Source organism: Pseudohalioglobus sediminis, assembly GCF_008370495.1.
Lineage (GTDB): Bacteria > Pseudomonadota > Gammaproteobacteria > Pseudomonadales > Halieaceae > Halioglobus.
Genome location: NZ_VTUX01000002.1, coordinates 431,867 through 455,446, shown reverse-complemented (window position 1 = coordinate 455,446; position 23,580 = coordinate 431,867). Strand labels below are relative to the sequence as shown.

Annotated in this window: 22 protein-coding genes; 12 read left to right on the top strand and 10 right to left on the bottom strand. The window is 59.1% G+C overall.

The features are described 5' to 3' along the window. The first annotated feature begins 59 nt into the window (after positions 1–59). Both F0M18_RS06035 and F0M18_RS06030 read left to right on the top strand, forming a co-directional pair. On the top strand, positions 60–731 hold the full coding sequence (locus F0M18_RS06035; RefSeq protein ID WP_149610500.1) for a hypothetical protein: 672 nt from the start codon (positions 60–62) through the stop codon (positions 729–731). Continuing rightward, complete coding sequence (locus F0M18_RS06030; protein ID WP_149610499.1) at positions 728–1,162, top strand: DUF2141 domain-containing protein; 435 nt, start codon at positions 728–730, stop codon at positions 1,160–1,162. Before F0M18_RS06035 ends, F0M18_RS06030 begins: the two co-directional genes overlap by 4 nt. A gap of 45 nt (positions 1,163–1,207) precedes the next feature. Here the strand turns inward: F0M18_RS06030 and F0M18_RS06025 are convergent, their stop codons facing one another. Further along, on the bottom strand, positions 1,208–2,674 hold the full coding sequence (locus F0M18_RS06025) for an aldehyde dehydrogenase family protein (RefSeq protein WP_262500845.1): 1,467 nt from the start codon (positions 2,672–2,674) through the stop codon (positions 1,208–1,210). A gap of 394 nt (positions 2,675–3,068) precedes the next feature. Between F0M18_RS06025 and aceE the strand changes: the two genes are divergently transcribed. From aceE to F0M18_RS05985, 8 genes are all read left to right on the top strand, one after another. Then, positions 3,069–5,747 (top strand): pyruvate dehydrogenase (acetyl-transferring), homodimeric type, encoded by a 2,679-nt coding sequence (gene aceE / locus F0M18_RS06020; RefSeq protein WP_149610497.1) that lies wholly within the window; start codon positions 3,069–3,071, stop codon positions 5,745–5,747. Between the two features lie 185 nt (positions 5,748–5,932). Beyond that, positions 5,933–8,434 (top strand): TonB-dependent receptor, encoded by a 2,502-nt coding sequence (locus F0M18_RS06015; RefSeq protein WP_149610496.1) that lies wholly within the window; start codon positions 5,933–5,935, stop codon positions 8,432–8,434. Between the two features lie 288 nt (positions 8,435–8,722). Next, on the top strand, positions 8,723–9,148 hold the full coding sequence (locus F0M18_RS06010) for a hypothetical protein (protein ID WP_149610495.1): 426 nt from the start codon (positions 8,723–8,725) through the stop codon (positions 9,146–9,148). A 391-nt stretch (positions 9,149–9,539) separates the two neighbouring features. Next, entirely contained in the window at positions 9,540–10,565 is a 1,026-nt protein-coding gene (locus F0M18_RS06005) for a GNAT family N-acetyltransferase (RefSeq protein WP_149610494.1), read from the top strand. Continuing rightward, entirely contained in the window at positions 10,565–11,530 is a 966-nt protein-coding gene (locus tag F0M18_RS06000; protein ID WP_149610493.1) for a methionyl-tRNA formyltransferase, read from the top strand. The genes F0M18_RS06005 and F0M18_RS06000 overlap by 1 nt, the downstream gene beginning before the upstream one ends. A gap of 84 nt (positions 11,531–11,614) precedes the next feature. Continuing rightward, positions 11,615–12,622, top strand: coding sequence for an LLM class flavin-dependent oxidoreductase (locus F0M18_RS05995; RefSeq protein WP_188109612.1), 1,008 nt, complete (start codon positions 11,615–11,617; stop codon positions 12,620–12,622). Beyond that, a complete protein-coding gene (locus F0M18_RS05990; protein WP_149610492.1) occupies positions 12,619–14,232 on the top strand; it encodes an amino acid adenylation domain-containing protein in 1,614 nt (537 codons plus the stop codon). The genes F0M18_RS05995 and F0M18_RS05990 overlap by 4 nt, the downstream gene beginning before the upstream one ends. A gap of 6 nt (positions 14,233–14,238) precedes the next feature. Continuing rightward, on the top strand, positions 14,239–14,484 hold the full coding sequence (locus tag F0M18_RS05985; RefSeq protein ID WP_149610491.1) for an acyl carrier protein: 246 nt from the start codon (positions 14,239–14,241) through the stop codon (positions 14,482–14,484). Between the two features lie 26 nt (positions 14,485–14,510). On the opposite strand, the gene F0M18_RS05980 is transcribed toward F0M18_RS05985, so the two are convergent. The 3 genes from F0M18_RS05980 to F0M18_RS05970 form a co-directional block, all read right to left on the bottom strand. Continuing rightward, the gene (locus F0M18_RS05980; RefSeq protein WP_149610490.1) at positions 14,511–15,221 is read right to left on the bottom strand and encodes a GNAT family N-acetyltransferase; all 711 of its coding nucleotides are present in this window, start codon (positions 15,219–15,221) and stop codon (positions 14,511–14,513) included. Positions 15,222–15,434: 213 nt separating this feature from the next. Continuing rightward, entirely contained in the window at positions 15,435–15,596 is a 162-nt protein-coding gene (locus F0M18_RS05975) for a YqaE/Pmp3 family membrane protein (RefSeq protein ID WP_149610489.1), read from the bottom strand. A 45-nt stretch (positions 15,597–15,641) separates the two neighbouring features. Further along, positions 15,642–16,673, bottom strand: a complete 1,032-nt coding sequence (locus F0M18_RS05970; RefSeq protein ID WP_188109611.1) for an AraC family transcriptional regulator — start codon at positions 16,671–16,673, stop codon at positions 15,642–15,644. Between the two features lie 122 nt (positions 16,674–16,795). Here F0M18_RS05970 and F0M18_RS05965 point away from each other — a divergent pair, with 122 nt between their 5' ends. Then, the gene (locus tag F0M18_RS05965) at positions 16,796–17,116 is read left to right on the top strand and encodes a 2Fe-2S iron-sulfur cluster-binding protein (RefSeq protein WP_149610487.1); all 321 of its coding nucleotides are present in this window, start codon (positions 16,796–16,798) and stop codon (positions 17,114–17,116) included. A 25-nt stretch (positions 17,117–17,141) separates the two neighbouring features. Further along, a complete protein-coding gene (locus F0M18_RS05960; protein ID WP_149610486.1) occupies positions 17,142–18,386 on the top strand; it encodes a cytochrome P450 in 1,245 nt (414 codons plus the stop codon). Between the two features lie 11 nt (positions 18,387–18,397). Here the strand turns inward: F0M18_RS05960 and F0M18_RS05955 are convergent, their stop codons facing one another. From F0M18_RS05955 to F0M18_RS05930, 6 genes are all read right to left on the bottom strand, one after another. Beyond that, positions 18,398–18,994, bottom strand: coding sequence for a nucleotidyltransferase family protein (locus tag F0M18_RS05955; RefSeq protein WP_149610485.1), 597 nt, complete (start codon positions 18,992–18,994; stop codon positions 18,398–18,400). A 139-nt stretch (positions 18,995–19,133) separates the two neighbouring features. After that, positions 19,134–19,457, bottom strand: a complete 324-nt coding sequence (gene fdxA, locus F0M18_RS05950; RefSeq protein ID WP_149610484.1) for a ferredoxin FdxA — start codon at positions 19,455–19,457, stop codon at positions 19,134–19,136. Between the two features lie 141 nt (positions 19,458–19,598). Then, a complete protein-coding gene (locus tag F0M18_RS05945) occupies positions 19,599–20,453 on the bottom strand; it encodes a sulfite exporter TauE/SafE family protein (RefSeq protein WP_262500844.1) in 855 nt (284 codons plus the stop codon). Beyond that, positions 20,450–20,638, bottom strand: coding sequence for a cbb3-type cytochrome oxidase assembly protein CcoS (gene ccoS / locus F0M18_RS05940; protein ID WP_149610483.1), 189 nt, complete (start codon positions 20,636–20,638; stop codon positions 20,450–20,452). Before ccoS ends, F0M18_RS05945 begins: the two co-directional genes overlap by 4 nt. 13 nt (positions 20,639–20,651) lie before the next feature. Beyond that, a complete protein-coding gene (locus F0M18_RS05935; RefSeq protein ID WP_149610482.1) occupies positions 20,652–23,084 on the bottom strand; it encodes a heavy metal translocating P-type ATPase in 2,433 nt (810 codons plus the stop codon). Then, positions 23,077–23,574, bottom strand: coding sequence for a FixH family protein (locus F0M18_RS05930; RefSeq protein WP_149610481.1), 498 nt, complete (start codon positions 23,572–23,574; stop codon positions 23,077–23,079). Before F0M18_RS05930 ends, F0M18_RS05935 begins: the two co-directional genes overlap by 8 nt. Positions 23,575–23,580 lie beyond the last annotated feature (6 nt).

Sequence of the window (23,580 nt, the reverse complement as noted above, 5' to 3'; positions counted from 1 at the left end):
TAATCCAGCGCTCTTGCTGGGGTTGCGAGTGCGCAACGCATGCAGGTGATGGCGGCCAGGTGAGCGCGCTTCGGATACAGCTCGAGCCGGGGCAGGGGCAGTATCGCTACCTGCACAATGGAGGTGAAACCGGGGTGATCGAATCCTGGTCGGTCCGTCCTGCAGGCGCCCCCGCGGCGTTGGATGTGCACTGCAAGCGCAGCGCGCCCGGACTACAGTGCCGGCTGGAAGCGAGTGTGACTGACGGACTGTTGCATCACTGCAGGCTGCTCTGGGAGCGACAGGGTGATGAGCCCGTGACGCTGGACTACCGGGTTGGCGCTGATAAGCAGGAGTTGCAGCGTACCGGTGCTGGTGCGGAGCCACAGTCGCAGGCCTGGGAGGCGGGCACTGCTTCGCCGCTGTTCTACCCCCTCATGCGGCTGTTCACCGGGCCCGTGATGCGCTCCTTGTGCGCACAGGGAGGCCGCGGCTCAGTGCTGGTGCCGCGCATTGCAGCGCACACGACACGTGAAGCGCTGTTGCTGCCTGAGGTGAGTAAGCGACGCGCCTGGTGTGAGCGGGAAGCGGATACGGAATCGCCCTGGGAGCTGTGGCGATTTGTGGGCGGGCCATATACTGTCGATGCCAGTTTCTGGCTGGATGACCGCGGTCTACTGCAGCGATACAGCTGGCGTCAGGCGCCGGATAGCTTATGGGAAGTGTCATTGATCGAAGGAGAGAGTATATGAAATTGTACAGATGGGTGGCGGTGCTGCTGCTGTTGGTCGGCATCAATGCGGCCGCACAGAGCGTTCTGCGGGTGGAGGTCTCGGGTCTCAATGACGTGTCTGGTGAGTTGCACATCTCGGTTTATGACAACGAGGAAGCCTGGCTGGGCGATGACAAGGCAGCCGCACTTGCCGTGGACATCGACGCTGCGCGCGAGGGCGAACTGGTGATTGCCGAACTGTTGCTCGCGCCAGGGGATTATGCGGTGTCCATTTTTTACGACAAGAATGGCAACGGTAAACTCGATACCAATTTTATCGGAATCCCCAAGGAACCGGTGGCGCTGTCCAATAATGCCAAGCCCAGCTTTGGCCCGCCGAAATATGAGGACGCGCTGTTCACACTCACGGAAGCAGGTTTGACCCAGCAGATAGCGATCGAGTCAATCTGAGGCGTGCGCGACGCCACCACATACTTTTGCCGCGCAGGTCCGGGGCTAGTTCTGAGCGGGGCCTCTGGCGACGAGTCCGACGACGCGGGCTCCGGTGAAAAATTCAATGCTGTGGCCGGTGCCTTCCTCTCCCAGGCCTGACATGCCCCAGGCTGCGCGCGGTGCGGTGGGGCTGAGTGAGAGCAGGTCGTAGCCGTTTATTTTCACGCCTCCGGTGCGCAACTTGCGGGAGAAGTCGAAGGCGGCCTGTTCATCGCCGCTGTAGACATAGGCAGCGAGACCGTAGTCAGTGCCGTTGGCCAGCGCCAGCGCCTCCGCGCTGGTATCAAAACTGTGCACGGCGGCTACGGGGCCAAACATTTCCACCCGGGTCTGCCCGGGATCGCAGCCGTCTACCAGCGTGGGAGGTATGAAGTATCCCGGCAGGTCAGGCAGTGTCGTGGACTGCAGTAGTTCGCCGCCCGCCGCCCGCAGGCGCTGTATGTGACGTTGCACGGAGTCGAACTGCTGGCGGTGGATTTGAGGCCCCATCTCCGCGTCCGGGTCCAGCGAGTGTCCCATGCGAATGCCTGCAAGCGCGTGCTGTACTTTTTCCAGCAAGGCCTGCTTTACTTCCCGATGCACGATCACGCGGCCGAGGGCGCGACACCACTGGGCATTAAGGTTGCTCAGTCCAAACGCGATACCGGCTGCAGCCTGGTCTAGATCGGCATCAGCAAACACCACCAGCGGGTTGTTGCCGCCCAGTTCCAGTTGCAGGGGGCGGAACGAGTTAACGCTGGCGGCGCTCACTGCGCGCCCCCCCTCGGTGCCTCCGGTGAAAGAGATGGCCTTGATGCGTGGGTCACCCAGCAGCTTTCCCGCCGTCTCCCGGTTGCCGAGCAGTAACTGGAAAGTGCCCGGGGGCAGGCCGGCACGGGCAATCGCTTCGGCAACTACCACGCTTGAGTGCGGGGTCCACTCCGAGGGTTTGGCGATGCATGGGGCTCCCGCCGCCAGCGCGCTGGCAATTTTGTGACAGCCTATGGCGGTGGGACCGTTCCAGGGGCTGATCAGCATGGCCGGGCCCCAGGGGCGCCGGAAGTATTCGACCTCACCGTGCCTGCCGGGCAGGCGCTGTTCGAGATTTCCCTCGCGAAGATACTGCGCTGCGGCGCGGAAGCTCAGCGGTGCAAGTCGTGCCATGTTGCGGGTCAAACTGATTACCGCACCCGTCGTCAGTGCATCGACCTCGGCAATGGTTTCCTGGACTTCGGGCGCGTCCAGCGCATCGGCGACCGCTTCCAGCAGGGCCGCCCGCTCGCTGGTGGGAGTGTTCTCCCACACCGCGGTCTCGTGAGCTCTTGCGGCTGCGGCCAGCGCGGACTCGGCCTGCGCATCGTCACAGGCATGCAAGGGCTGCAGTGGCTCCAGCGTATTCGGGTTGCGCAGGGTTTGCTTGCGCACCTGCGCCGGCCTGCTTGCACGATCATCGATATACGCGAGCGGCTCGGGCAGCGTGCTTTTATGCACAGCGGTATTTTCTGTTAGTGGCTTGGGCACGTTCTGGTTTGATTTCCAAGTTTCATGGCAGTGTCATGCAACCGACATGTCGCTGCTTTGCGTAATGTCAATTTTGACCGGGTGCTGTCGCGCGTAGGGAAGTTGGTGGCCCATCGCTACGTGTCGTTGCCGGGGGAGTAGGCTCTCAACCTGCGTACTCGCTTGATTTTTATCATTGTCGCCTGGCGGGGCTATTGTTATCACCACGCTGGTGCGACGCCGCCGGTAACTGCCGGCGAGTCTGTGTGCCTGTGTTACACCCGCTGGGGTTCCCGCGCGCAGGCGGGTATATTGAGTGCGGTCGCCGTGGAGACGGCTGCCGTGGAACGGCCGCGGGCCGGTAGAGCGCTGGAGCAAGTGAACGATGGTTGATCGACAAAGTACAACACTGATTGATGAACTGGCCGATGACCGCCAGGAGTGGGCTGACTCATTGGATGCGATCCTGCACCAGTTCGGCGACGCCGGTGCCCGCGAGATCCTGCGTTCCCTGCAGAACCACGCCCTGTCCCGCGGTGTGGTACTCAGTGAGGCCACTCTGAACACCCCTTACATCAACACCATCCCCCTGTCGGAGCAGCCTATTTATCCGGGCGACATCGATATGGAGAACCGTATCGAGAATATCGTGCGCTGGAACGCCATGGCCATGGTGCTGCGCGCCCAGGACGAGGGCACCGGGGTGGGTGGGCATATTGCTACCTACGCTTCTGCGGCGACCATGCTGGAAGTGGGTTTCCAGCACTTTTTCCGGGCTCGCAGTGCCGAGTACGGCGGCGACATGGTTATGCCGCAGCCGCATGCGGCGCCGGGTATCTACGCCCGCGCTTTCATTGAAGGGCGCCTCAGTGAACAGCAACTGCAGAATTTCAGGCGTGAACTCGCGCCGGGTGGCGGGCTCTGCTCCTATCCCCACCCGCGTTCGATGCCGGAATTCTGGCAGATGCCCAATGCCTCCATGGGGCTGTCGACCCCTTCGGCGATCTATCAGGCGCGCTACGCCAAGTATCTGGAAAATCGTGGGCTGAAGCCGCGGACCGGTGGCAAGTTCTGGTGCTTTATCGGCGATGGCGAGTCCGATGAACCCGAGGTGATGGGCACGATAAATATTGCTGCCCGCGAGAAATTGGACAACCTGATCCTGGTGGTTAACTGCAACCTGCAACGCCTGGACGGTCCGGTGCGCGGCAACGGCAAGATTATCCAGGAACTGGAGCGCTCTTTCCGCGGCGCGGACTGGAACGTGATCAAGGTCATCTGGGGCGGCGGCTGGGACGCCCTGCTGGCTATGGACAAGCACGGCGTGTTGCGCAATCGCATGGAAGAGTGCGTGGATGGTGATTACCAGCGCTATTCCATTCTCGAGGGTGACGCGCAACGGGAGCACTGGGTGCATGGTGACCCCGAACTGGAGCGAATGATGAACGCGCTGACCGACGACGAGCTGAAGCAGATCAAGCGCGGCGGACAGGACCCCAAGAAGATCTACGCTGCCTTCCAGCGCGCGGCGCAGACTACAGATAAACCCACGGTGATACTGGTGAAAACGGTGAAGGGCGACGGTATGGGGCCGGCGGCCCAGGGTCGTAACACCGCGCACCAGAAGAAGGACCTCAACGCCGAGGAGCGCCTGGCCTGCGCCCGCGCCTACGGGATACCGCTGGACGATGCAGCCATAGCGCGCGCGGAGTTCTACCGCCCGCCGGAAGACAGCGCGGAAATGCGCTACCTGCGCGAGCACCGCCAGCGACTGGGGGGATACCTGCCTGCACGCAGCGTGGAGTGCCCGGTGTTGGAGGCGCCCGAGTTGTCGCTGTTCAGGAGCGCAGTTGAAGGCAGCGGTGAACGCGAGGCGTCAACCACGATGGTCATGGTACGGATGCTGGCACAGTTGATGAAGGATAAATCCATCGGCCGCTACGTGGTCCCCATCGTGCCCGATGAGGCGCGTACGTTTGGCATGGATGCGCTGTTCAAGGTGGCGGGAATCTATTCCCCCGCGGGACAGAACTATACGCCCGTCGATGCGGAGTCACTGATGTCCTACCGCGAGGCCGTCGACGGACAGATATTGCAGGAGGGCATTTGTGAAACCGGGGCCATGGCGTCGTTTATGGCGGCCGGCACCGCGTATTCGGTACACGGCGTGCCGACGATCCCGTTCTACATCTTCTACTCCATGTTCGGGTTTCAGCGGGTCGGCGACATGGTCTGGGCCTGTGCCGACATGATGGCCAGGGGCTTCCTGCTCGGTGGTACCGCCGGCAGGACCACCCTGAACGGTGAGGGTCTGCAGCACGAGGACGGGCACTCACATGTGCTGGCCAGTACCTTTCCCAATCTCAAGAGTTACGACCCTGCATTTGCCTATGAGCTGGCGGTGATTGTTCGCGATGGCATCCGGCGCATGTACCAGGAGGGCGAGAATATTTTCTACTACATCACCCTGTACAACGAGAACTACTCGATGCCACCCATGCCTGAGGGACCACAAGTGGAGGAGGGTATCATCAAGGGGGCCTATTGCGCGCGACCGGCTGCCGCCGCGGGAGAGGCCGTACATTTGCTGGCCAGCGGATCGATGATGCAGCAGGCCATGGAGGCGGCGGATGTACTCGAGGCTCTCGGCTACGCACCGACAATTTGGAGTGTCACCAGTTATATCGAACTCGCCCGCGAAGCGGAACAGTGTGAGCGCGAGGGCCGGCTGCAGCCTTTCGGCGAGGGCCGGCGTCCCTATATCGAGAGCCTGTTTGCGGGCGAGACCGCGCCGATTATCGCCGTCAGCGACTACCAGAAGAGCCTGGCCGGCATGATAGCGCGCTGGATGCCCCCGCAGTTCACCGTTCTCGGCACAGATGGTTTCGGGGTCAGTGAATCGCGGCCCACGCTGAGGGATCACTTTGAAGTCAGTGCCAGGCATATCGTGCAGGCGGGTCTGGTGTCGCTTTATCGCGGAGGCGCTATAGACGAGACCACACTGCGAAGTCAGATTGATGAACTCGGTGTAGATGCGTCTAAGCCTGATCCTGCATTGCGCTAAGCTTCGCGGTCAACGTGGCGCGGTGCAGAGCTGCGCCACGGCGAGTCGGGGCAGCCCGGCCCATCCCCTCCGTGGACGAGGGTCGTTTCGGGAATATTTCACAGTTACAATGGCAAACTAGGCCTAAACTGATTACAGCGCACAACCGTAGACACTATAACGATAATACCCATGGAGAAGCCCCGATGACCCCCACCAAAACCCCCATAGCGCTGGGCCTGGCCGCAGCTGTTGCCAGTTTCATGCCCGCACCGATGACTTTCGCCCAGGAAGTAGCCCTGGAAGAGGTGGTCGTCACGGCGCGGAAGCGCACGGAAAACCTGCAGGATGTGCCGATTGCCATCAGCGCCATAGACGAAACCACCATCCAGCGTGCGGGCATTGAACGGGCGGCTGATTATATCGGGCTGGTGCCTAACGTTACCATCGTTGATGCCGCCAACGTCGGTGATACCCAGGTCAGTATCCGCGGTGTGGTATCAACGCGTGACGCCGAATCCACGTTCGCCTACGTCGTCGACGGCGTGCTCAGTACTAACCCCAACAGCTTCAATGAAGAGCTGTTCGACGTGCAACAGATAGAAGTCCTGAAAGGCCCACAGGGCGCGCTGTATGGCCGTAACGCAGTAGCGGGGGCTGTACTGGTCACCACCAAGGCGCCGACCAACGAATTCGAGGCCAGGATTGGCGGTGGCATCGCCAACAACGATGCCTACAAGGTCAATGCCATGGTGAGCGGTCCCATTATCGACGACACGCTGCTGGGGCGCTTTGCCATCTCGACCCGCGAGACCGATGGCTTCTACAAGAATATCTTCACCGGCGAAGATGACGCCGTGGATTACCTCGAAGATACCAGCGCCCGCGCCCGGGTAATCTGGAACGTCAGCGACGCCATGACGCTGGACTTTCGCGGCGGCTACTCCGAGGTGAAAGGCGGCGCGATCAACTTCAATGCCGCCTTTGCGATCCCCCAGTTTGTCGAGGTGTTCGGCGCCCAGAGCTACTTCCAGGACGTGAACGAAATGGATTTCCGCTACACCTTCAACACCCCGGGTGAGAACGAGCAGGAGACGCTGGATTTCTCGGTTAAAATGGACTGGGACCTCGGTTTCGCCGACCTGGTTGCCAGTGTCGCCTACAATGACCTGGAAGAATACCTGCTCTCCGACGGCACCAGCGCCACCTTTTACGGCTATGAAGTCACGCCGGCCTGTCAGTCCGATCGCGAGACGCTCAATAGCTTCAATCGCGAGGACCTGTTCGGCCCGCTGTTTGATCCCTTCGGCGTGCTGCCGCCCGGCGCGGATACCGACTTCCAGGGTGTTTATGGGCCCTACACCGCAACCAGCTGTGATGGTTACCAGTACCAGGAACGTAACCAGGAAGACCTGAGCCTCGATGCCCGACTGGTCTCACCGGGCGATGAAGGTATGCGCTGGATCGCCGGTATCTACGTGGCCGAAATCGAACGCGAGGTCGTGGTGGCCTATGGCGCCGACCAGGGCCAGGGCTTCCGCCGGCAACCCTACGTCGCCGCGGATGGTCCCAACCCGACCGACCTGCTGTTCTGGGACGATTTTGATACCACGGTGTACGCAGCCTACGGGCAACTTGAGTTCGACCTGACCGATACGCTCGAGCTTGCGCTCGCCGCACGCTACGATTACGAGGACCGCGAGGTCAGTAATAAGGTCCCCAACGTTAACGGCTCGGGTCTCAATATCAACCTGCCCGGCAAGATCAACCCGGCTCTCGAGAGCAACCCCGCCGGCATCCCCGATCGGGATGACAGCTTCAGCCACTTCCAGCCCAAGGCAACCCTGAACTGGGCCGCTTCAGACAACGTCAATCTTTACGCCAGTTATGGCGTGGGCTTCCGCAGCGGCGGCTTCAACTCCGTGGGCACGGAAGACCTGCTGAATTTCTGGTTCAACGCAGGCTTCGGCGGTGCCGGTGAGGCTGTCGATGCGCAGTTGCTGGTAACCGACGAGTACGACAAGGAAGTGTCCACAGCCTACGAAATTGGCCTGAAGTCAGAACTGTTCGACAATCGTCTGCGGCTCAACGCAGCCATCTTCCGCACCGACGTCGAAGATAACCAGTTCTTTGAATTCTTTGCCGGACCGTTCGGCCTGCTGCGCTCGGTGACCACCATCGACGAGATGTACGTGCAGGGCTTCGAGGCTGATTTCACTTTCCTGGTGACGGACGGTCTCAGCTTTTACGGCGGCATAGGCCTGCTTGACTCGGAGATCGAGGAAAACAGGAACAGGCCCCTGTCGGAAGGCAATGACGTGCCGCAGGCGCCGGATACCACCGGAAACCTGGGCGTGGAGTGGGTCCTGCCCCTGGGCAGCTTTGACCTGGTCAGCCGACTGGACTGGCAATATGTCGGGGAAACCTGGTTCCACACCCTGCAGGGTGAAGAGACGCCGACCATATGGAATGCGTTCTTCGGCCCCGGCTTCAACCAGAACTTCTCGCGCTCGTCACGTGACGCCTACGACACGCTGGACCTGCGCATCGGCCTCGAGTCGGAGCATTGGATGATTACAGCCTGGGGCCGTAACCTGACGGATGAGGATTACCTGCAAGAGGTCATTCCTGCGCCCGAATTCGGTGGCAGCTTCAATCACCAGTCAGCGCAACGCAGCTACGGACTGGACTTCTCCTACCGCTTCTAGGGCTATCGCGCCGCCAACAGCCGGGCCCCTGGGCCCGGCTTTTTTATGCCCATGGATGGGCGGTATGTTCCCGAGAGGCGGGAGAGCCTACCCCGCTTTATCGGGTAAGGCGAAGGGGCCCCGGCCGGGCCCCCTCGCAACCGGCATTGTCGTCAATGGCTTCCAGCGCAGAAAAATGCCAGGGCTTTCCGCTGTGTATTTTCTAGTATGTACTATATTTGAAAGGCGTCTTTGAATCGGTGAGAGCACTGACGTGAAAACCACTTCATTTATGAAAGGAAAATTACAATGAAAAGATTCATCTTTGCAGTACTGCTGTTGTTACCTGTAAGCCTGTTTGCCCAGGAAGACTATTCATGGGGCAGTTACTGGACGGTCACGTCGGTAGAGACCAAGCCCGGGCATTTCGATGATTACATCGCCGACCTCAAGGCGAACTGGCAGAAGTCGCTGGAGATGCAGAAAGCGGAAGGCCACGTGCTCAGCTACCGCATGTTCAGCAACGTGAACGCTCGCGAGGGCGAGCCAGACCTGTGGCTGTTCGTTGAGCACAAGTCCGCTGGCTCAGCCTATGACCTGCCGTTCGACTACTGGGAAAAACACGCCGAGAAGCTCTGGGGTTCCATGGACAAAGGCCAGAAAGCAAACGTGAAGCGCGGCGACCTCCGCACCATCAAGAGCAGCATCATGTTGCGTGAAATGAGCTTCAAATAGGCAAGTCTCTAGCTATGCCCCAGTAGGGGCGAGGCTTGACGGCATGGATCAGCACCTGTCAGGTGTCGACCATGCCTTCAGATGCCCGATTTCGTGAACTGTACCCGAAAGTAACAGACGAGGAACCGGCAATCCGCCAGGCAGCCAAAGTAGCTCCTGCGGGAGACTTCACCTGTCAAACGGCCTCAAGGCCGACCCCGTTATGTGCTGCACACCGGCTAATTTCCTGCCCGCTTGCCACAACAGGGTGCACTGGCCCGGTAATCTCGCTAAAACTGCCAACTACATCACACTTTAGATAACAAGCACTGCATTGCGTCATGTCATCATGTAGCCGTAGAGATTGTGCCTATAATGACACTAATCAGAAGTCGGCAGAGGAGGACGTTGGGTGGGCACGCAGATCAAGCCTTTAGTTTCAGTTCATCAGGAAGCACTCGTGAGCTTCCTTGAGCAACAACAGGGTGCCCCCGCCACTCACACCAGGTGGAAATATTTCGATGAGGCTTTCAATTCAGGTCGCCCGAGAGGTTATGTCGCTCTCCAGGACGACATCATCGTCGGTATGCTGGGGCTTATTCCTTTCCAGCACAGCGTGAACGGTGAGTTGGTTGACACTGCCTGGACCTGCGATTGGTTTGTCGATGCTGAAAAAGCATCAGGAGCGACGGGGATTGCCCTGCTAAAAGCTGTCACATCTTCTTACAACGCCGTTTATCACACCGGCGGTGGGGATGTAACCAAACGCCTGTTTGGGCGTCTCGCGACCGTGTCGCAGGACGATGCGATACAGGAGTACCGGATTGCCCTGCGTGCTGGTTACCTGCTGAAACGGGCGGCCCAACGCCAGCCCTGGCTGGGTCACCTGCCTTTGAACCTGGCCAGGAATATACCGTTGGTATCGAAGCGCAGCGAACAGTCTTCATCTGCCGCTTGCTCAGCCAGCCTGACAGAAACTGTGCTGGAGACGTTTGCCGAGTGTCGCTATGCCAGTCAGTTTCATCCCGCATACGATACCCAGCATGTCGAGTGGTTCTGTCGGAACCCCGACATTGTGTTCCATTCCTGCCATGTGGCGAACAATGCGTCGGCCTTACTGTGGCACCCCAGAGCTGACTATCCCCGTCAGGCAGAGAGTGAGTGGCGACTGGCCCTGTTTTCCCAGGGGGGCAGCAGCGACGATTTGTTATCCGTATTGCGCGACGTGATCGATTTTGCCCTGCGGCACAAAGCGGACTCCGTAAAAGTGCTGGCATCCAGTCAGGAGCAAGTGCTTTGCCAGGCACTTGATCAAGCAGGCTTCAGCAAGACCCGGCATTTACCGTTCTTTGCCTTTTACCAGGACACGGCCTCCATGCCCCACGAAAGTATGTCTGGACTTAGCTATCTGGACGCTGATAACGCGACCTTGTACTGATGCGAGTGATTGTGTTTGCAGAAGAGGCCGCAGGCGCTCGGGTCCTACGAACCCTGAATCAGCGCGCTGAGGATGTGGTTGCTGTGGTGACGACCTCCGGCGATACAGCGGATGCGCCGTTCAGTGTTGCCAGGGTAGCCGAGAGCTTTGGCTATCGAGTGATACCCGCAGGCACCTGGCCCGCCCGGGACCTCGTCTCCCTCATCGAGCGAGAAGAGGTCGAAGTGCTGCTAAACGTGCATTCCTTGTCTGTGCTGCCCGGCGCTGTGGTTTCGGCCCCGCGCATCGGCAGCTTTAACCTTCACCCCGGAGCCTTACCCGGGTTCGCAGGCCTTAATGCTCCAAGCTGGGCTGTTTATCTTGGCGCAGGGGAGCACGCTGTTACCTTGCACTGGATGCTGGAAGGAATCGATACAGGGCCGATAGTCTTCGCTGAATCCTTCCCACTTACGGCGCAGGATACGGGCTTCAGTGTCAGCGCCAAATGCGTGACGCTCGGTGTACCGCTTGTAGAGAGACTGCTTGATGTGGCGACGGCTTCACCCGACTTGATTCCAAGAGAGAAACAGCAAGGGGAACGCAGGTTTTTCAAACGTTCACAGGTCCCGAACCGGGGCTGGATCGACTGGGACATGTCTGCCGAGAAGATTGATGCTTTCGTTCGCGCGGCTGATTATGGCCCCTTTGTGTCGCCATGGGGCGCGCCGCGTTTTCTGCTGAATGGCGAGACGTTCAGTGTGCTCAGGACACAGGTGGAAGGTAATCTGGCAGGCGAGTGCGGCAGGGTTATTGCGGTCCAGGAGGGTGATGCCCTGGTTGCGGCGGCTGATGGTACGGTGCGTCTGAAAAAGTTAAGTGTCGCGGGGCGTATCGTAGATGCTGGTGAAGTGTTGAGCGTGGGCCAGTCATTGAAATCGGCCAGTGATGCTGCGACGGAGGATTACAGTGTTTCTGGTGAGAGTTGATAGGTTCGGTGCCACGGCGATGACACGCCGTTGTGTAGTATTTGAGGTCGCCAAGATAACGGCAGGGAAGGCGAGGAGAAGACAATGAGCGCGATAAAGATTTTTTCAACCTGTCCGCAATCCAAGGATGTAGACAGCACAATCTATAGAGACCGCGTGATTGAAGTTGCCAAATGGAGTGAGCGTTTTGGTTGTGAGGGGATTCTTGTTTACACTGACAACGGCATTGTCGATCCTTGGGAAGTAGCCCAGATCGTCGTGGAGAATACAGAAACCCTGTCACCACTGGTCGCTGTTCAGCCCGCCTATATGCATCCCTATACAGTCGCGAAGAAGTTGTCCACCTTCGCTTATTTGTATGGCCGGCGTCTTTGGATCAATATGGTGGCGGGTGGTTTTGTGAACGATCTGCTGGCGTTGGGCGACGAGACACCACACGACGAGCGGTACGATCGATTGGTAGAATACACTCTCATCGTAAGACAGCTTCTGCAGAACGCCGAGCCAGTCACCGTTGATGGCAAGTACTACACGGTTAAAAACCTGAAAATGGCGCCCCCGATCCGCGAGGATCTGGTCCCCGGTGTAACCATCTCCGGATCAAGTGACGCCGGCATGGCGGCTGCCGCTGCTATTGATGCGGTGGCAATTCGCTATCCCAAGCCCCCGGATGAAGAGAGCGGTGTGCCGGAGGAGGCCCAGGGTCCTGTTGGCGTGCGTGTGGGTATCATCGCGCGAGAAACCAACGAAGAAGCATGGCAGGTGGCGCTGGCAAGGTTTCCCGAGGATAGAAAGGGGCAGCTGACCCACCAGATGGCGATGAAATCTTCTGATTCCTTATGGCACAAACAACTTTCCGAACGACCGGAGGGTGGCCCGCAGGCAGCATCCCCTTACTGGCTGGGCCCGTTTCACAACTACAAGACTTTCTGCCCCTATCTTGTTGGCACCTACGATGAAGTCAGCAATCTGATTGCGAGTTATATCGGGTTCGGTTTTGAAACGTTTATATTGGACATTCCCGACTCTATTGAGGAGTTGGAACACATATCGAAAGTATTTGATCAGGCAAGAGTGGTAGCAACGGCATGACAGTGAAGCGTCTGGAAATGTTGGTGGCTTCGCAGGCACAGCGAACACCGGATAAAGCAGCCATCGTGTGTGACGATGCAGTTGTCACCTATGCGCAGCTAGAATCACAATCGAATCGTCTGGCATCGGCACTGGAAGAAATGGGCATGGTCGAGGGTGATCGAGCCTGCTTGCTATTGCCCAAGAGCGTAGACGCGGTTATTTGCATGCTCGCCACCCTGAAAGTAGGCGGAGTGTATGTGCCGCTAGATCTCGATAGCCCTGCCGCGCGCAGCCAGAAGATCATTGATGCCTGTGAGCCGACATTGATTTTCGCCAGCGCTGAGAGTGTCAAGGTATTGTCTGAATTACGCTCCGATCAGGCAGCGCAACCTCGTGTATTTGCCGTTTCCAGTGAGCCGGCGGAGCCGGGCGCATTCACCCATGCTGGATCTTTCAAAGACCTCGTAAACTATGCATCCGAGCGCAGCACACGTGACATGTCAGTGGACGGTCCGGCACATATCCTGTTTACGTCGGGATCGACGGGTGTGCCCAAAGGGGTAATTATCACTCACCGCAACGTCAGTTCGTTCCTGAGTTGGCTGGTCGAGTACTTCGGCTATAGTGCCGATGATAGAATGTCAGGGCACCCTCCGCTGCACTTCGATCTCTCTACGATGGATATTTTTGGCACGCTGAGTGTTGGTGCAACGCTGTATCCAGTGCCGGCGCGAATGAACCTGCTTGCCCCTGCGCTGGCGTCCTGGATCGAGGAATCTGAGCTGACACAATGGTTCAGCGTGCCATCCATACTGAACTACATGGCAAAGTTTGATGCGCTACGTGACAAGGAGTTGCCGAATTTAAAACGGTTGATCTGGTGTGGAGAGGTGCTGCCAACGCCGACTCTGAGGTACTGGATGCAACGATTGCCGCATGTTGAGTTCACCAATCTCTATGGTCCCACCGAGGCCACCATAGCGAGCAGCTACTATACCTTGCCTGCCTGTCCCGCGAGTGACCAGGACGACGTACCGATCGGTACGCCCTGCGATGGCGAGCAACTTCTGGTGCTTGATGAGCGTTTCCGGATCGCCAAAGAAGGTGAGATAGGCGACCTGTATATCAGTGGTGTCGGGCTAAGCCCGGGTTACTGGCGGGATGAAGAAAAGACCAATGCAGCATTCCTGCACAATGATGCACTTGGTGTGCCCGGCGATCGCATTTACAAGACCGGAGATCTCGGGTGGTTTGATGCCGAAGGCCTGTTCCATTACTCGGGGCGTGCCGACAGCCAGGTCAAGAGTCGCGGTTATCGTATAGAGCTGGGCGAGATAGAGTCCGCACTGCATTCGCTGAAGTATCTTGGTGAACTGGCAGTGGTGGGTGTAGAAGCAGAGGGCTTTGAAGGTACCACGATCTGTTGTGCCTATACATCAAACGAGCTGCCGCCCAATTCGCATGCCCTTGTCAGGCAGGATCTCATGCAGATTGTTCCCAACTACATGTTACCGTCAAAATGGGAGCGACTCGAAGTTCTGCCGAAGAACGTGAATGGGAAGATAGACCGACCGCGATTGAGACAAATTTTCATTGATAACGCGAATCGGGAAGATGATAGGAGATAGAGAGACATGAATGTCACCGTAGAAGCCATCAACGGTATAACGGACCTGTTTGAGCAGCAGCTGAATATAAGGGTTCCGAGCTCCGACACGGACCTGATCGAGACCGGATTAATCGATTCCCTGATGCTGGTGGAACTGATAATGCATCTCGAGAGAGAGTTTAATATTTCGGTTGCCTTTGAGGACATTGATCTGGACAACTTCCGCACAGTCAACGCGATTGAGCAATTTGTCAAACAGCGCTCAAGCTGATTGTAGCAGCGTCGCCCGGTCTGATATCAGGCGCCCTGCTTATCCCGGTATCCCGGTTCAGGGGCGGAATGATTTGACTCGCCGGCGATCTGCTTGACGTAAAATCCGTAGGGTGTGCAGGCTTTTTGCGCCCTGATGATGTATTTTCCAAACGGCTTGGCGATGGTGACCTTGCCGAAATTCCTGTAACCCATCCTCTCGCAGGAGTGCAGCGATCGATAGTTTGAGGTTTCTACATAGGAAATCAGGCCCTTTGCGCCCTGTTTGGTGAACGCCTCCAGAGCCAGTGCCATTCCGACCGCGTGCAGCCGCTGCCCTCGGTGCGAGGAGCGTGTGTAGCCCTTGTACATGTACGTCCAATCGCCATTGAAGTGAAGCTCCAACTCATCGGAAATAGGTGTCGGAATGACGGAGTACCAACCGTAACTCGCCAGCACCTCACCTTCCTTGATGCCAAAGCACTGATCACCTCGCGACAGTGCATCTTCCACAAAGCTTGGCGGCATCTCGCAGGATTCGTCCTCAGCGAACAGGCGCAACTCTTCCGGGGTCAGAAAGCCGCAGGAGAAACGTTCATCGATATCCAGAAACTTCGGATCCAGGTCCTCCATGGTGATAGTCATACCCTGCAGGACCTTGAAGTAGAAGAGTTTGTTGGTGCCGGCATAGGCCAGGGAATAACTGCCTTTGGCCAGGCCAAAGCGCGAAAAGTTATCTTTGTATAATGAAAAATCCATGTCGGTACCTCACACCCCAGGTTAGCTCTCATGTTGTGCGTGTGATACGCCAACGGCATCGAGAGCCTGGACGCTTATGGCATTGAGGCGCAAACAGTTCCTTTGTTGAGCCCGCATGCCTAAGTATAGTGTCTGTGCGGTGATCAGCAAACATTTAGTCCGCGACCAATGAACCATCAGGCCTTTGGGTAGACGCTACCACAGTGCCTGCGTTCACAGCACCGTAAGCCAGATAGCGTGCAAAACCCCGGGCACCCACATCAGTATGCACAGCAGCAGATTGATAACCAGATCCTTGCCTGCACCGCGTTTGGCGTAAACAGCCAGTGGCGGGAGCAGGATGGATATGATCAGGGCGACGAGTTTGTTGTCCATGGCGCAGAGCCTCTGTTTCGTGTCGTTGCACTACACTATAACGCGTCACTCAGGTTTTACACCATCGCGGAAAGACTGTGGCGAGCAGCCATACCAGCGTCGGAAGGCACGGCGAAAGTTGGCGCTGTCATGGTAACCCAGTAATACGGCAATGGATTCCACGCTGAGCTGGCCCTGGCGCAGCTGCACGGCCGCCATTTCTGCCATCATATCTTCCCGTATGCGCCGGTAGCTGGAGCCTTCCGCCTGCAATCGCCGGGCGAGGGTGCGACGCGAGATATACAGTGACCGAGCCACATTCTCTTCATTGACGCTGCCTGCGGGTTGCGCCAGCAGGAAACGTTTCACGCGGTCGGTCATCGACAGCGCGGTAACAGGCACCTGTTCAAGTAGTGCAGCGCACATGTCCCTTGCGGCGGCGTAGGAATTGGCATCGCCTTCCGGGTTGGCCTCGGTTAGCAGGTGTGCTGGCAATACGACGCGGCTGGCAGGCTGGGCAAAGTGCAGTTCCGAGTGAATATATTTTTCGTAACGGTCGCCGTAGGCCGGGCGATCGTACTCGAAGTGTATGCTGGCCTCGCGCAGTTCCCTGCCAAGGAAACTTTCTACCAGGGATTGAATCACCAGCGCGAAACACTCGACCAGCATGCGCAGTTGCGTCGTCGGTGCCGGCAGCAGTATGGTCAGGTCACAGGCCATTGACTGGCCCTGCTCGTGCAGGTCGACCTGGGCAAACGGGATACGGATAGGCAGGAAATCACGCAGCGATTTCAGCGCCGTCAGCAGGTCTGGGCTGGACAGGGCGAGATAACCGATCGGGCCGTGGGAGCGGGGGGTCAGCTGGCTGCCGAGGCGCAGGCCAAACGCGGGGTCGTTGCTGATACGCCGGGCATTGGTCATCACCTGCAACTGCTGCTGTCCGCTAATGCGGCTCTCATCACCGGCCAGCAACACATGGGGAGGCAGGCCAGTGCCCTCCAGTAGTCGTGGCAGTTCGCGTTCCTGCAGGCCGAGTTCCCGCGCCACAATACGCGAGTAACTGGTGGGGATCAGGTAGTTGCCGAGCGAATCTGGCATGGCGTCTTTCGTCGATGATCGTACGATATTGTCACAAAATGACCCCTGCATGTCAAAAAATGACCTCCCCAAATCAACCGGCGCGACTACACTGTGTACAACATAACCAGTGGAGACCTGACATGCCCAGAATCACTCTCGTCGAGTTCAACGGGACTGACCATACAATAGATGCCGAGGTAGGCAAGTCACTGATGCTTAACGCTATCGACAACGGCATACCCGGAATCGACGCAGACTGCGGTGGCGCCTGCGCCTGCGGCACCTGCCATGTTTTCGTGGAGCCGGGCTGGCAGGCGGTTTCAGGTGAAAGTAACGGGCTGGAGAACGCCATGTTGTCCATGCGCCCGGACCAGGCCGACAACTCGCGACTGAGTTGCCAGATTGAAGTGACCGACGACATGGACGGCATGGTAGTGCGCATGCCCGAATACCAGATGTGATGGCAACGCTGCAGGAGAAAATATAATGAACCAGATAGCCCCCATGCCCGACCCCGAAAACACGCCCCTTGACCAGATTGACTTCAGTGACCCGCGTTTGCTGCGCGATGATACCTGGCACGGTTATTTTGCGCGTCTGCGCAACGAATCCCCGGTGCACTACCAGGCAGACAGCCCTTTTGGGCCTTTCTGGTCCATTACCCGTTTCGAGGACATTGTCGCCGTCGACAGTAATTTCGCAGATTTCTCTTCCGAGCCCACCATACTCATCGGTGACGTCAGTGAGGATATCCCCGCGGAGATGTTCATCGCCATGGATCCGCCAAAGCACGATGAACAACGCAGGGCAGTGCAGGGTGTGGTGGCGCCGAAGAACCTCGCCGAGATGGAAGTGCTGATTCGCAGTCGCGTCTGCAACATTCTCGATGGCCTGCCGGTGGGAGAGACGTTCGACTGGGTGGACGCGGTTTCGATAAACCTGACTACCCAGATGCTGGCGACGCTGTTTGATTTTCCTTTCGAGGACCGCGCCAAGTTGACCTACTGGTCTGATATTGCCGCCGGGCTGCCAGAGATGACTGGCGGGCAGGTCGATCCCCAGGAGCGCTATGACGGCCTGATGGACTGTCTCGCCACGTTTACCCAACTCTGGCACGAGCGCAAGGCCGCGGGAAGTGAGGGTTTCGACCTGATCAGCCTGTTACAGCGGGACGAAAACACCGCCGATATGGTGGACCGGCCCATGGAGTTTATCGGCAACCTGATGCTGCTGATCGTCGGCGGCAACGATACCACCCGCAATTCTGCTACCGGCGGTGTCCTGGCATTGAATGAGTTTCCCGCGGAATACGACAAACTGCGCGCCGACCCTGGCCTCATCCCATCCATGGTCTCGGAAATTATTCGCTGGCAGACGCCGCTGGCGCACATGCGCCGCCGTGCAACGCGCGACCTGGAATTTGGCGGCCAGCAGATCAGGAAGGATGACAAGGTGGTGATGTGGTATATGTCCGGCAACCGGGACGAGCGCACTATCGACAATCCCGACCAGTTCATCATCGACAGGGAAAATCCGCGCCACCATATCTCTTTCGGCTTCGGCGTGCACCGCTGTATGGGCAATCGCCTTGCCGAGATGCAGTTGCGCATCCTGTGGGAAGAAATCATGCAGCGATTCCGTTTCGTAGAAGTCGTTGGCGAACCGCAGCGTGTGCATTCCAATTTCGTGAAAGGCTATGAATCCCTGCCCGTGCGCCTGCATCCGCTGTAAGCAGGTTCAATTCAGGTAGTTTGAACAGGCCCCTGGCCGGGCATATCGCCAGGCCGGTCGACATCGAGGACAATGCCCGGATCTGTCACCGGGATGTATTGGACCGATTCGCTGTACCGGGCGAGTATCGCGCGTGCGCCGCGATCTCCACTGAGCGCGGTGATAGCTGGATAGAAGTCGCGGCCAAAACCCACGGGATGGCCGCTCTGCCGGCGCCACTGCGGTAGGCAGATGTTGTGGGGCGTGAGCTTTTCCGCCACTGCGCCGAAAGTGGCTGGGCGGATGCAGGGCATGTCGCCCAGCGCGACCAGTAATCCTGTGTTACCCGGTAGGGGCAATATGCCTTTGCTGACGCCTTCCGCGAGAGTATGTGCCATGCCTTTATCACTACTTGCGCACAGCAGCGCCCGGGCGCCGAGGCTGGCTATTTCGCTTGCCATCCCGGTGTCATCGGCGCGCAGGCAGACCCACACCTCCAGGCCGCTGGCCAGTGCATTGTCAATCGATTGCCTGAGTAGTGTCACACCGTTGTGCAGTGTTGCGCGGCGTTTGTCGGTGCCATAGCGCCGGGATCGACCACCCGCCAGGAGCAGGACAGCGACGCTCATCCCGGCGTTCCGTAGCCGGGGAATATGTTATTCATGCCAGTGGGTGAACTGTGCGGGAAGAGAGATGGCCGGGTCGCAGGCTTTTTCGGCAGGCATAAAAAAGCCCCGCAAATGGCGGGGCTTTGCTGCGGCGTGCAGGTCAACGTTCCAGCAGTGCCAGCTTGTTGGGCTTGCCTTTCCACTCCTCGGCATCGGGCATCGCGTCTTTCATCTCGGTAATACAGGGCCATACTTCTGCGAGTTCGGCATTGAGTTCGAGGAACACCTGCTGGTCTTCCGGGAGTTCATCTTCAGAGAAAATGGCATCGATAGGGCATTCAGGCTCACAGAGGGCGCAGTCGATACACTCGTCCGGGTGAATTACCAGAAAATTGGGGCCCTCGTAGAAACAGTCTACCGGGCAAACTTCCACACAGTCCGTGTGCTTACAGTTGATACAATCTTCGCCTACAACAAATGTCATGCTCTCAATGCCTCTTGAATAGTGGGGCTCATTCGCGGCGCTCAGTTTACCCGCAAGGCCCGGTGATTTGAAGGGGTGGGCAGAGACTATCTGGCGCTAAAAACGATAGTCCGCCGCGGCACAGCGGCAGCCGCCCGGTGTTCAGTTATGCTGGCCTGAGGAGTGCCCCGTGTCGGTCCCGGTTGTGGTGCTGTCCGCCGGTGCGGCGGACTCCTGTGCAGCTTCGGCGCCGGCGTTCTGGTGCTTCATTTTCGAGTGGTCCATCGCCCCGTGGCCCATGCCGGAATGGTCCATTTGGGAGTGGTCCATCATCGGCTCTGCTCCCGGCGCCCGGTGACGCAGGTGGTCACCGTGAGCGGCTACCAGGTAGAGTGTCCAGACGCCGGAAACGATCAGCATGATCGCGATGAACAGCTTCAGGCCGCGACGACGCAGGAAACCCTGTAGCCTGTCGGCCCCGAGGCTCACTGCGAGCATGGCGGGCAAGGTGCCCAGGCCGAAGAAGAACATCAGGCTGGCGGCGGTCAACGCATCCTGGGACGTGGCTGACCAGGCCAGTGCCGAGTAGATCAGTCCGCAGGGCATCAGTCCCCAGCAGAGCCCCAGGGCCAGCCCCTGTGCAGGATTGCGTATTGGCAGCAACCGCGAAGAGTAGCGCTGCACGGGCCGCCACAGTGCGCTGCCCGCTCTTTCCAGCCACTGCATGCCCTGCCACCAGTTGGCCACCGACAGGCCCATGCCGATCAGCAGGATTCCGGCCAGGTAGCGTAAGGCTATGGTCCATGCCACCAGGTCGATACTGCCGGCGATCAGCCCGAGCAGCCCACCGAGCAAGGTGTAGCTGAGGATGCGCCCGCTGTGATAGGAGAGGGTGACGGGCAGGGAGCGCTGCCCGCCGAGGTTAAGTGCTGCGGCGATGCCGCCGCACATGCCCAGGCAGTGACCGCTGCCGGCGAGTCCCAATGCGAAGGCGCTGACCAGGGTGACTTCATTCACGGTTGTTGCCGCTTGCCTTCTTCAGGTTGATGTTTTGCATCGTGTTTCTGCTCTTCGGCGATAATTCGCCAGGCCTCTTTGTCGAGATCGTCATACTGGCCATTGTCGATTGCCCATAGCAACAGCTTGATGCCCACGGCGACAAACACCAGGGCAACGGGTATCAGCAGGTAGAGACTGTCCACGAATTGGCTCCTCTCAGCCTGAGTCGCGATTCAGGCGCAGTGAATTGGCCACCACCAGCAGGGAACTCAGTGACATGCCGATTGCGGCGGCCCACGGCGGCACGTAGCCCATGGCTGCCAGCGGGATAGCGCTCAGATTGTACCCCAGGGCCCAGCCGAAATTCTGCAATATGATACGGCGACAGGCGCGGGCTTTGCGCCAGGTGCTGGTCACAGCACTCAAATCACCGCCTACAATGACGAAATCTGCCTGGGTACGCGCCAGGTCAGTGGCGCCGGCAACGGCGAAAGAGGCATCGGCAAGGCTCAATACAGGGGCGTCATTGAGTCCATCACCGACCATGCCGACCACTGCACCATCCGCCTGCAAAGCCTGCACATGCTGCATTTTCTGCTGCGGCTCCAGGCCGATGTCCACCCTGTCTATGCCCAGTTGGGCTGCCAGCAGTGGACCTTGCGCGGAACTGTCACCGGTAAGCAGCCCCACTTCAAGTTCCGCTTGCTTCGCTGTCCGGATCACCTCGGCGGCCTCATCGCGCACCTTGTCGCTGAGCCCGATCCACGCCAACTGCCTGTCTGCCGTGCACAGCGCTACCCAGTACAGCGGCGCCTCGGGGGCGGGTGACAGGGCAGGGCAGAAGGCGCGACAGAAAGCCTCACTGCCCATCCGGTAGGCGATCCCGCCCTGCCTGCCGCTCAGGCCCTGGCCGACGTGGTAGTTGACCTGTTCGAAGCCGGGAGCGCCCTCAATGCCCTGGAAGGCCTGGCTGATGGGATGGTTGGACCAACGTTGCAGGCTCGCTGCGATGGCCAGTACCTGCTCGCGCTCGACATCTGACAGCAACTCCACCCGGGCGACTTCCAACTGCCCCTCGGTCAGTGTGCCGGTCTTGTCGAACAGCAAATGCGTGGTACGTGAGAGCGCCTCCAGGGCGTTTTCCCCGCGCACGATCACGCCACTGCCGCGCAGCGAACTGGCCGCAGCAGTCAGCGCCGCTGGTGTGGCCAGGGCCAGTGCACAGGGGCAACTGATAACCAGCACCGAGAGTGCCACCCACAGCGCCTGGGACGAATCGATTTGCAGCCACGCCAGTGCTGTGGCCGATGTCACCAGCAATACGCCCGCAACAAACCAGGAGGCCACGCGGTCCGCCAGTCGGGCCAGGCGGGGTTTCTCGGTTTGGGCGACTTCCACGGATTGCTGCAGGGCAGCGAGACGGCTTTCCAGGTAACTTCCCAGTACCCGCGCTTCCAGTGCGCCCTCCACGTTCACCGTGCCTGCGTAAACGGTGTCGCCCGTGGTCACGGCCCGCGGCAGGTGTTCACCGTTGAATGTGTCTTCACGCACGGCGCTGTCGCCGGAAAGGATTTCCGCGTCTACCGCTATGGTTTCCCCGGGACGCAGCAACACGCGCTCGCCTGCGCCAACCTGGGTCCTGGGCACGGTGACCCAGCTGCCATCGCGCTCACAGCTCACCGCATCGGGCAGGGCGCTCTCGGCATCAAACCAGGTCAGGCTGTGCTTCTGGCGTACCCTGGCTTCCATGAAGCGCCCCAGGAGCAGGAAGAAGGTGAACATCACCACGGAATCAAAATAGACCTGGCCACTGTTGGTGATCGTGGCCCAGGCGCTGGCCAGCCAGGCCAGGCCGATCGCCAGCGCGACCGGGAGGTCCATCACCAGGGCGCCCTGGCGCAGATGGCGCCAGGCTGTGGTAAAAAAGGTGCTTGCCGAGTAATAGACGACAAAACTCGAGACCAGCAGGCTGAACCAGCGCAGCAAGCCCTGGTACTGCTCCTGAATGCCCTGTATGTCGCCGGCATGCAGGGCCACGGCGAACATGCCCACCTGCATCATGCCAAAGCCGGCGACCCCGAGACGGCGCAGGTCGCGTCGGTAGTCGGCTGACATCTGGTCACGCTGGGTGCTGGCGTGGAAAGGGCGAGGCCGATAACCCAGTGACTCTACCCGGGAAAATATTTCGCTCAGCTTGATAGTGGCGGGATCGAAACGCACATCCAGCCGGCTCTGTTGGAGGTTGACCAGCGCGCTGCCCACGCCAGTGACCGGTGCCAGGGAGTTTTCGATCAGCCAGGTACAGGCGGCGCAGGTGATGCCACCGAGCAGCAGCCGCGCGGTGACGGTGCCGTCTGTCTCGCGCTGGCAGAAGCGTTCCGCCATGTCTTCATCATCGTAGATCAGGTATTGATCGTTGAGGCTGAATTCAGCGGCAGCGGGCCGCTCGCTGTAGGCGGTGCGCTGCTGGTAGAAGCTTTCCAGGCCGTTGGCGGCAATCATGCCGGCCACGGCGCGACAGCCAGGACAGCACATCGGCCGCGACTCGCCGCCGATTTCTATCTCGAAACGCGCGCCGGCGGGTACTGGTTCGCCGCAATGGTAACAGGGGTCGATGCCCGATGCGGCGGCGTGAAGGGGCTCAGCCACCGTGCCCGGCGCTTAGATTTGCGCGGGTGATAGAACCGTCCAGGCGCCAGGCTTCCTCACCCTCGAAGATCAGGGTCCAGTGCCAACGCTCAGCGACGGGGTATTGCAGGCGCCCCCGGTACTCACCGGGGGTGCTCTGTACCAGGGCCACTTCGAAATCACGATTCGACTCCAGCGGGTGAGACAGCAGCAGGGTGAGCTGTTCTGCCTGCACCGGACCCCGGGTCGTAACGACGACATCACTGCTGGTCAGGGCAACATCGGCGCTGATGCCGAGTTCCTCGGCGCGTTGTTTTTTCTCCAGCTTGCGATTGATGGCCAGGCCATCCTTGTAGTACTCGTCGACGACCAGGTCATCGGCGCCCTCGTGGGCTATGAAGACCATGTTGATGCCGGCCACGACCACGAATGCGGGTAGGGCAATCAGGAACCAGGGCCAGAACTGCCGGTACCAGGGTTGGGTGTCCTCACGAGGGAACTGGTTACTCATAGTTTT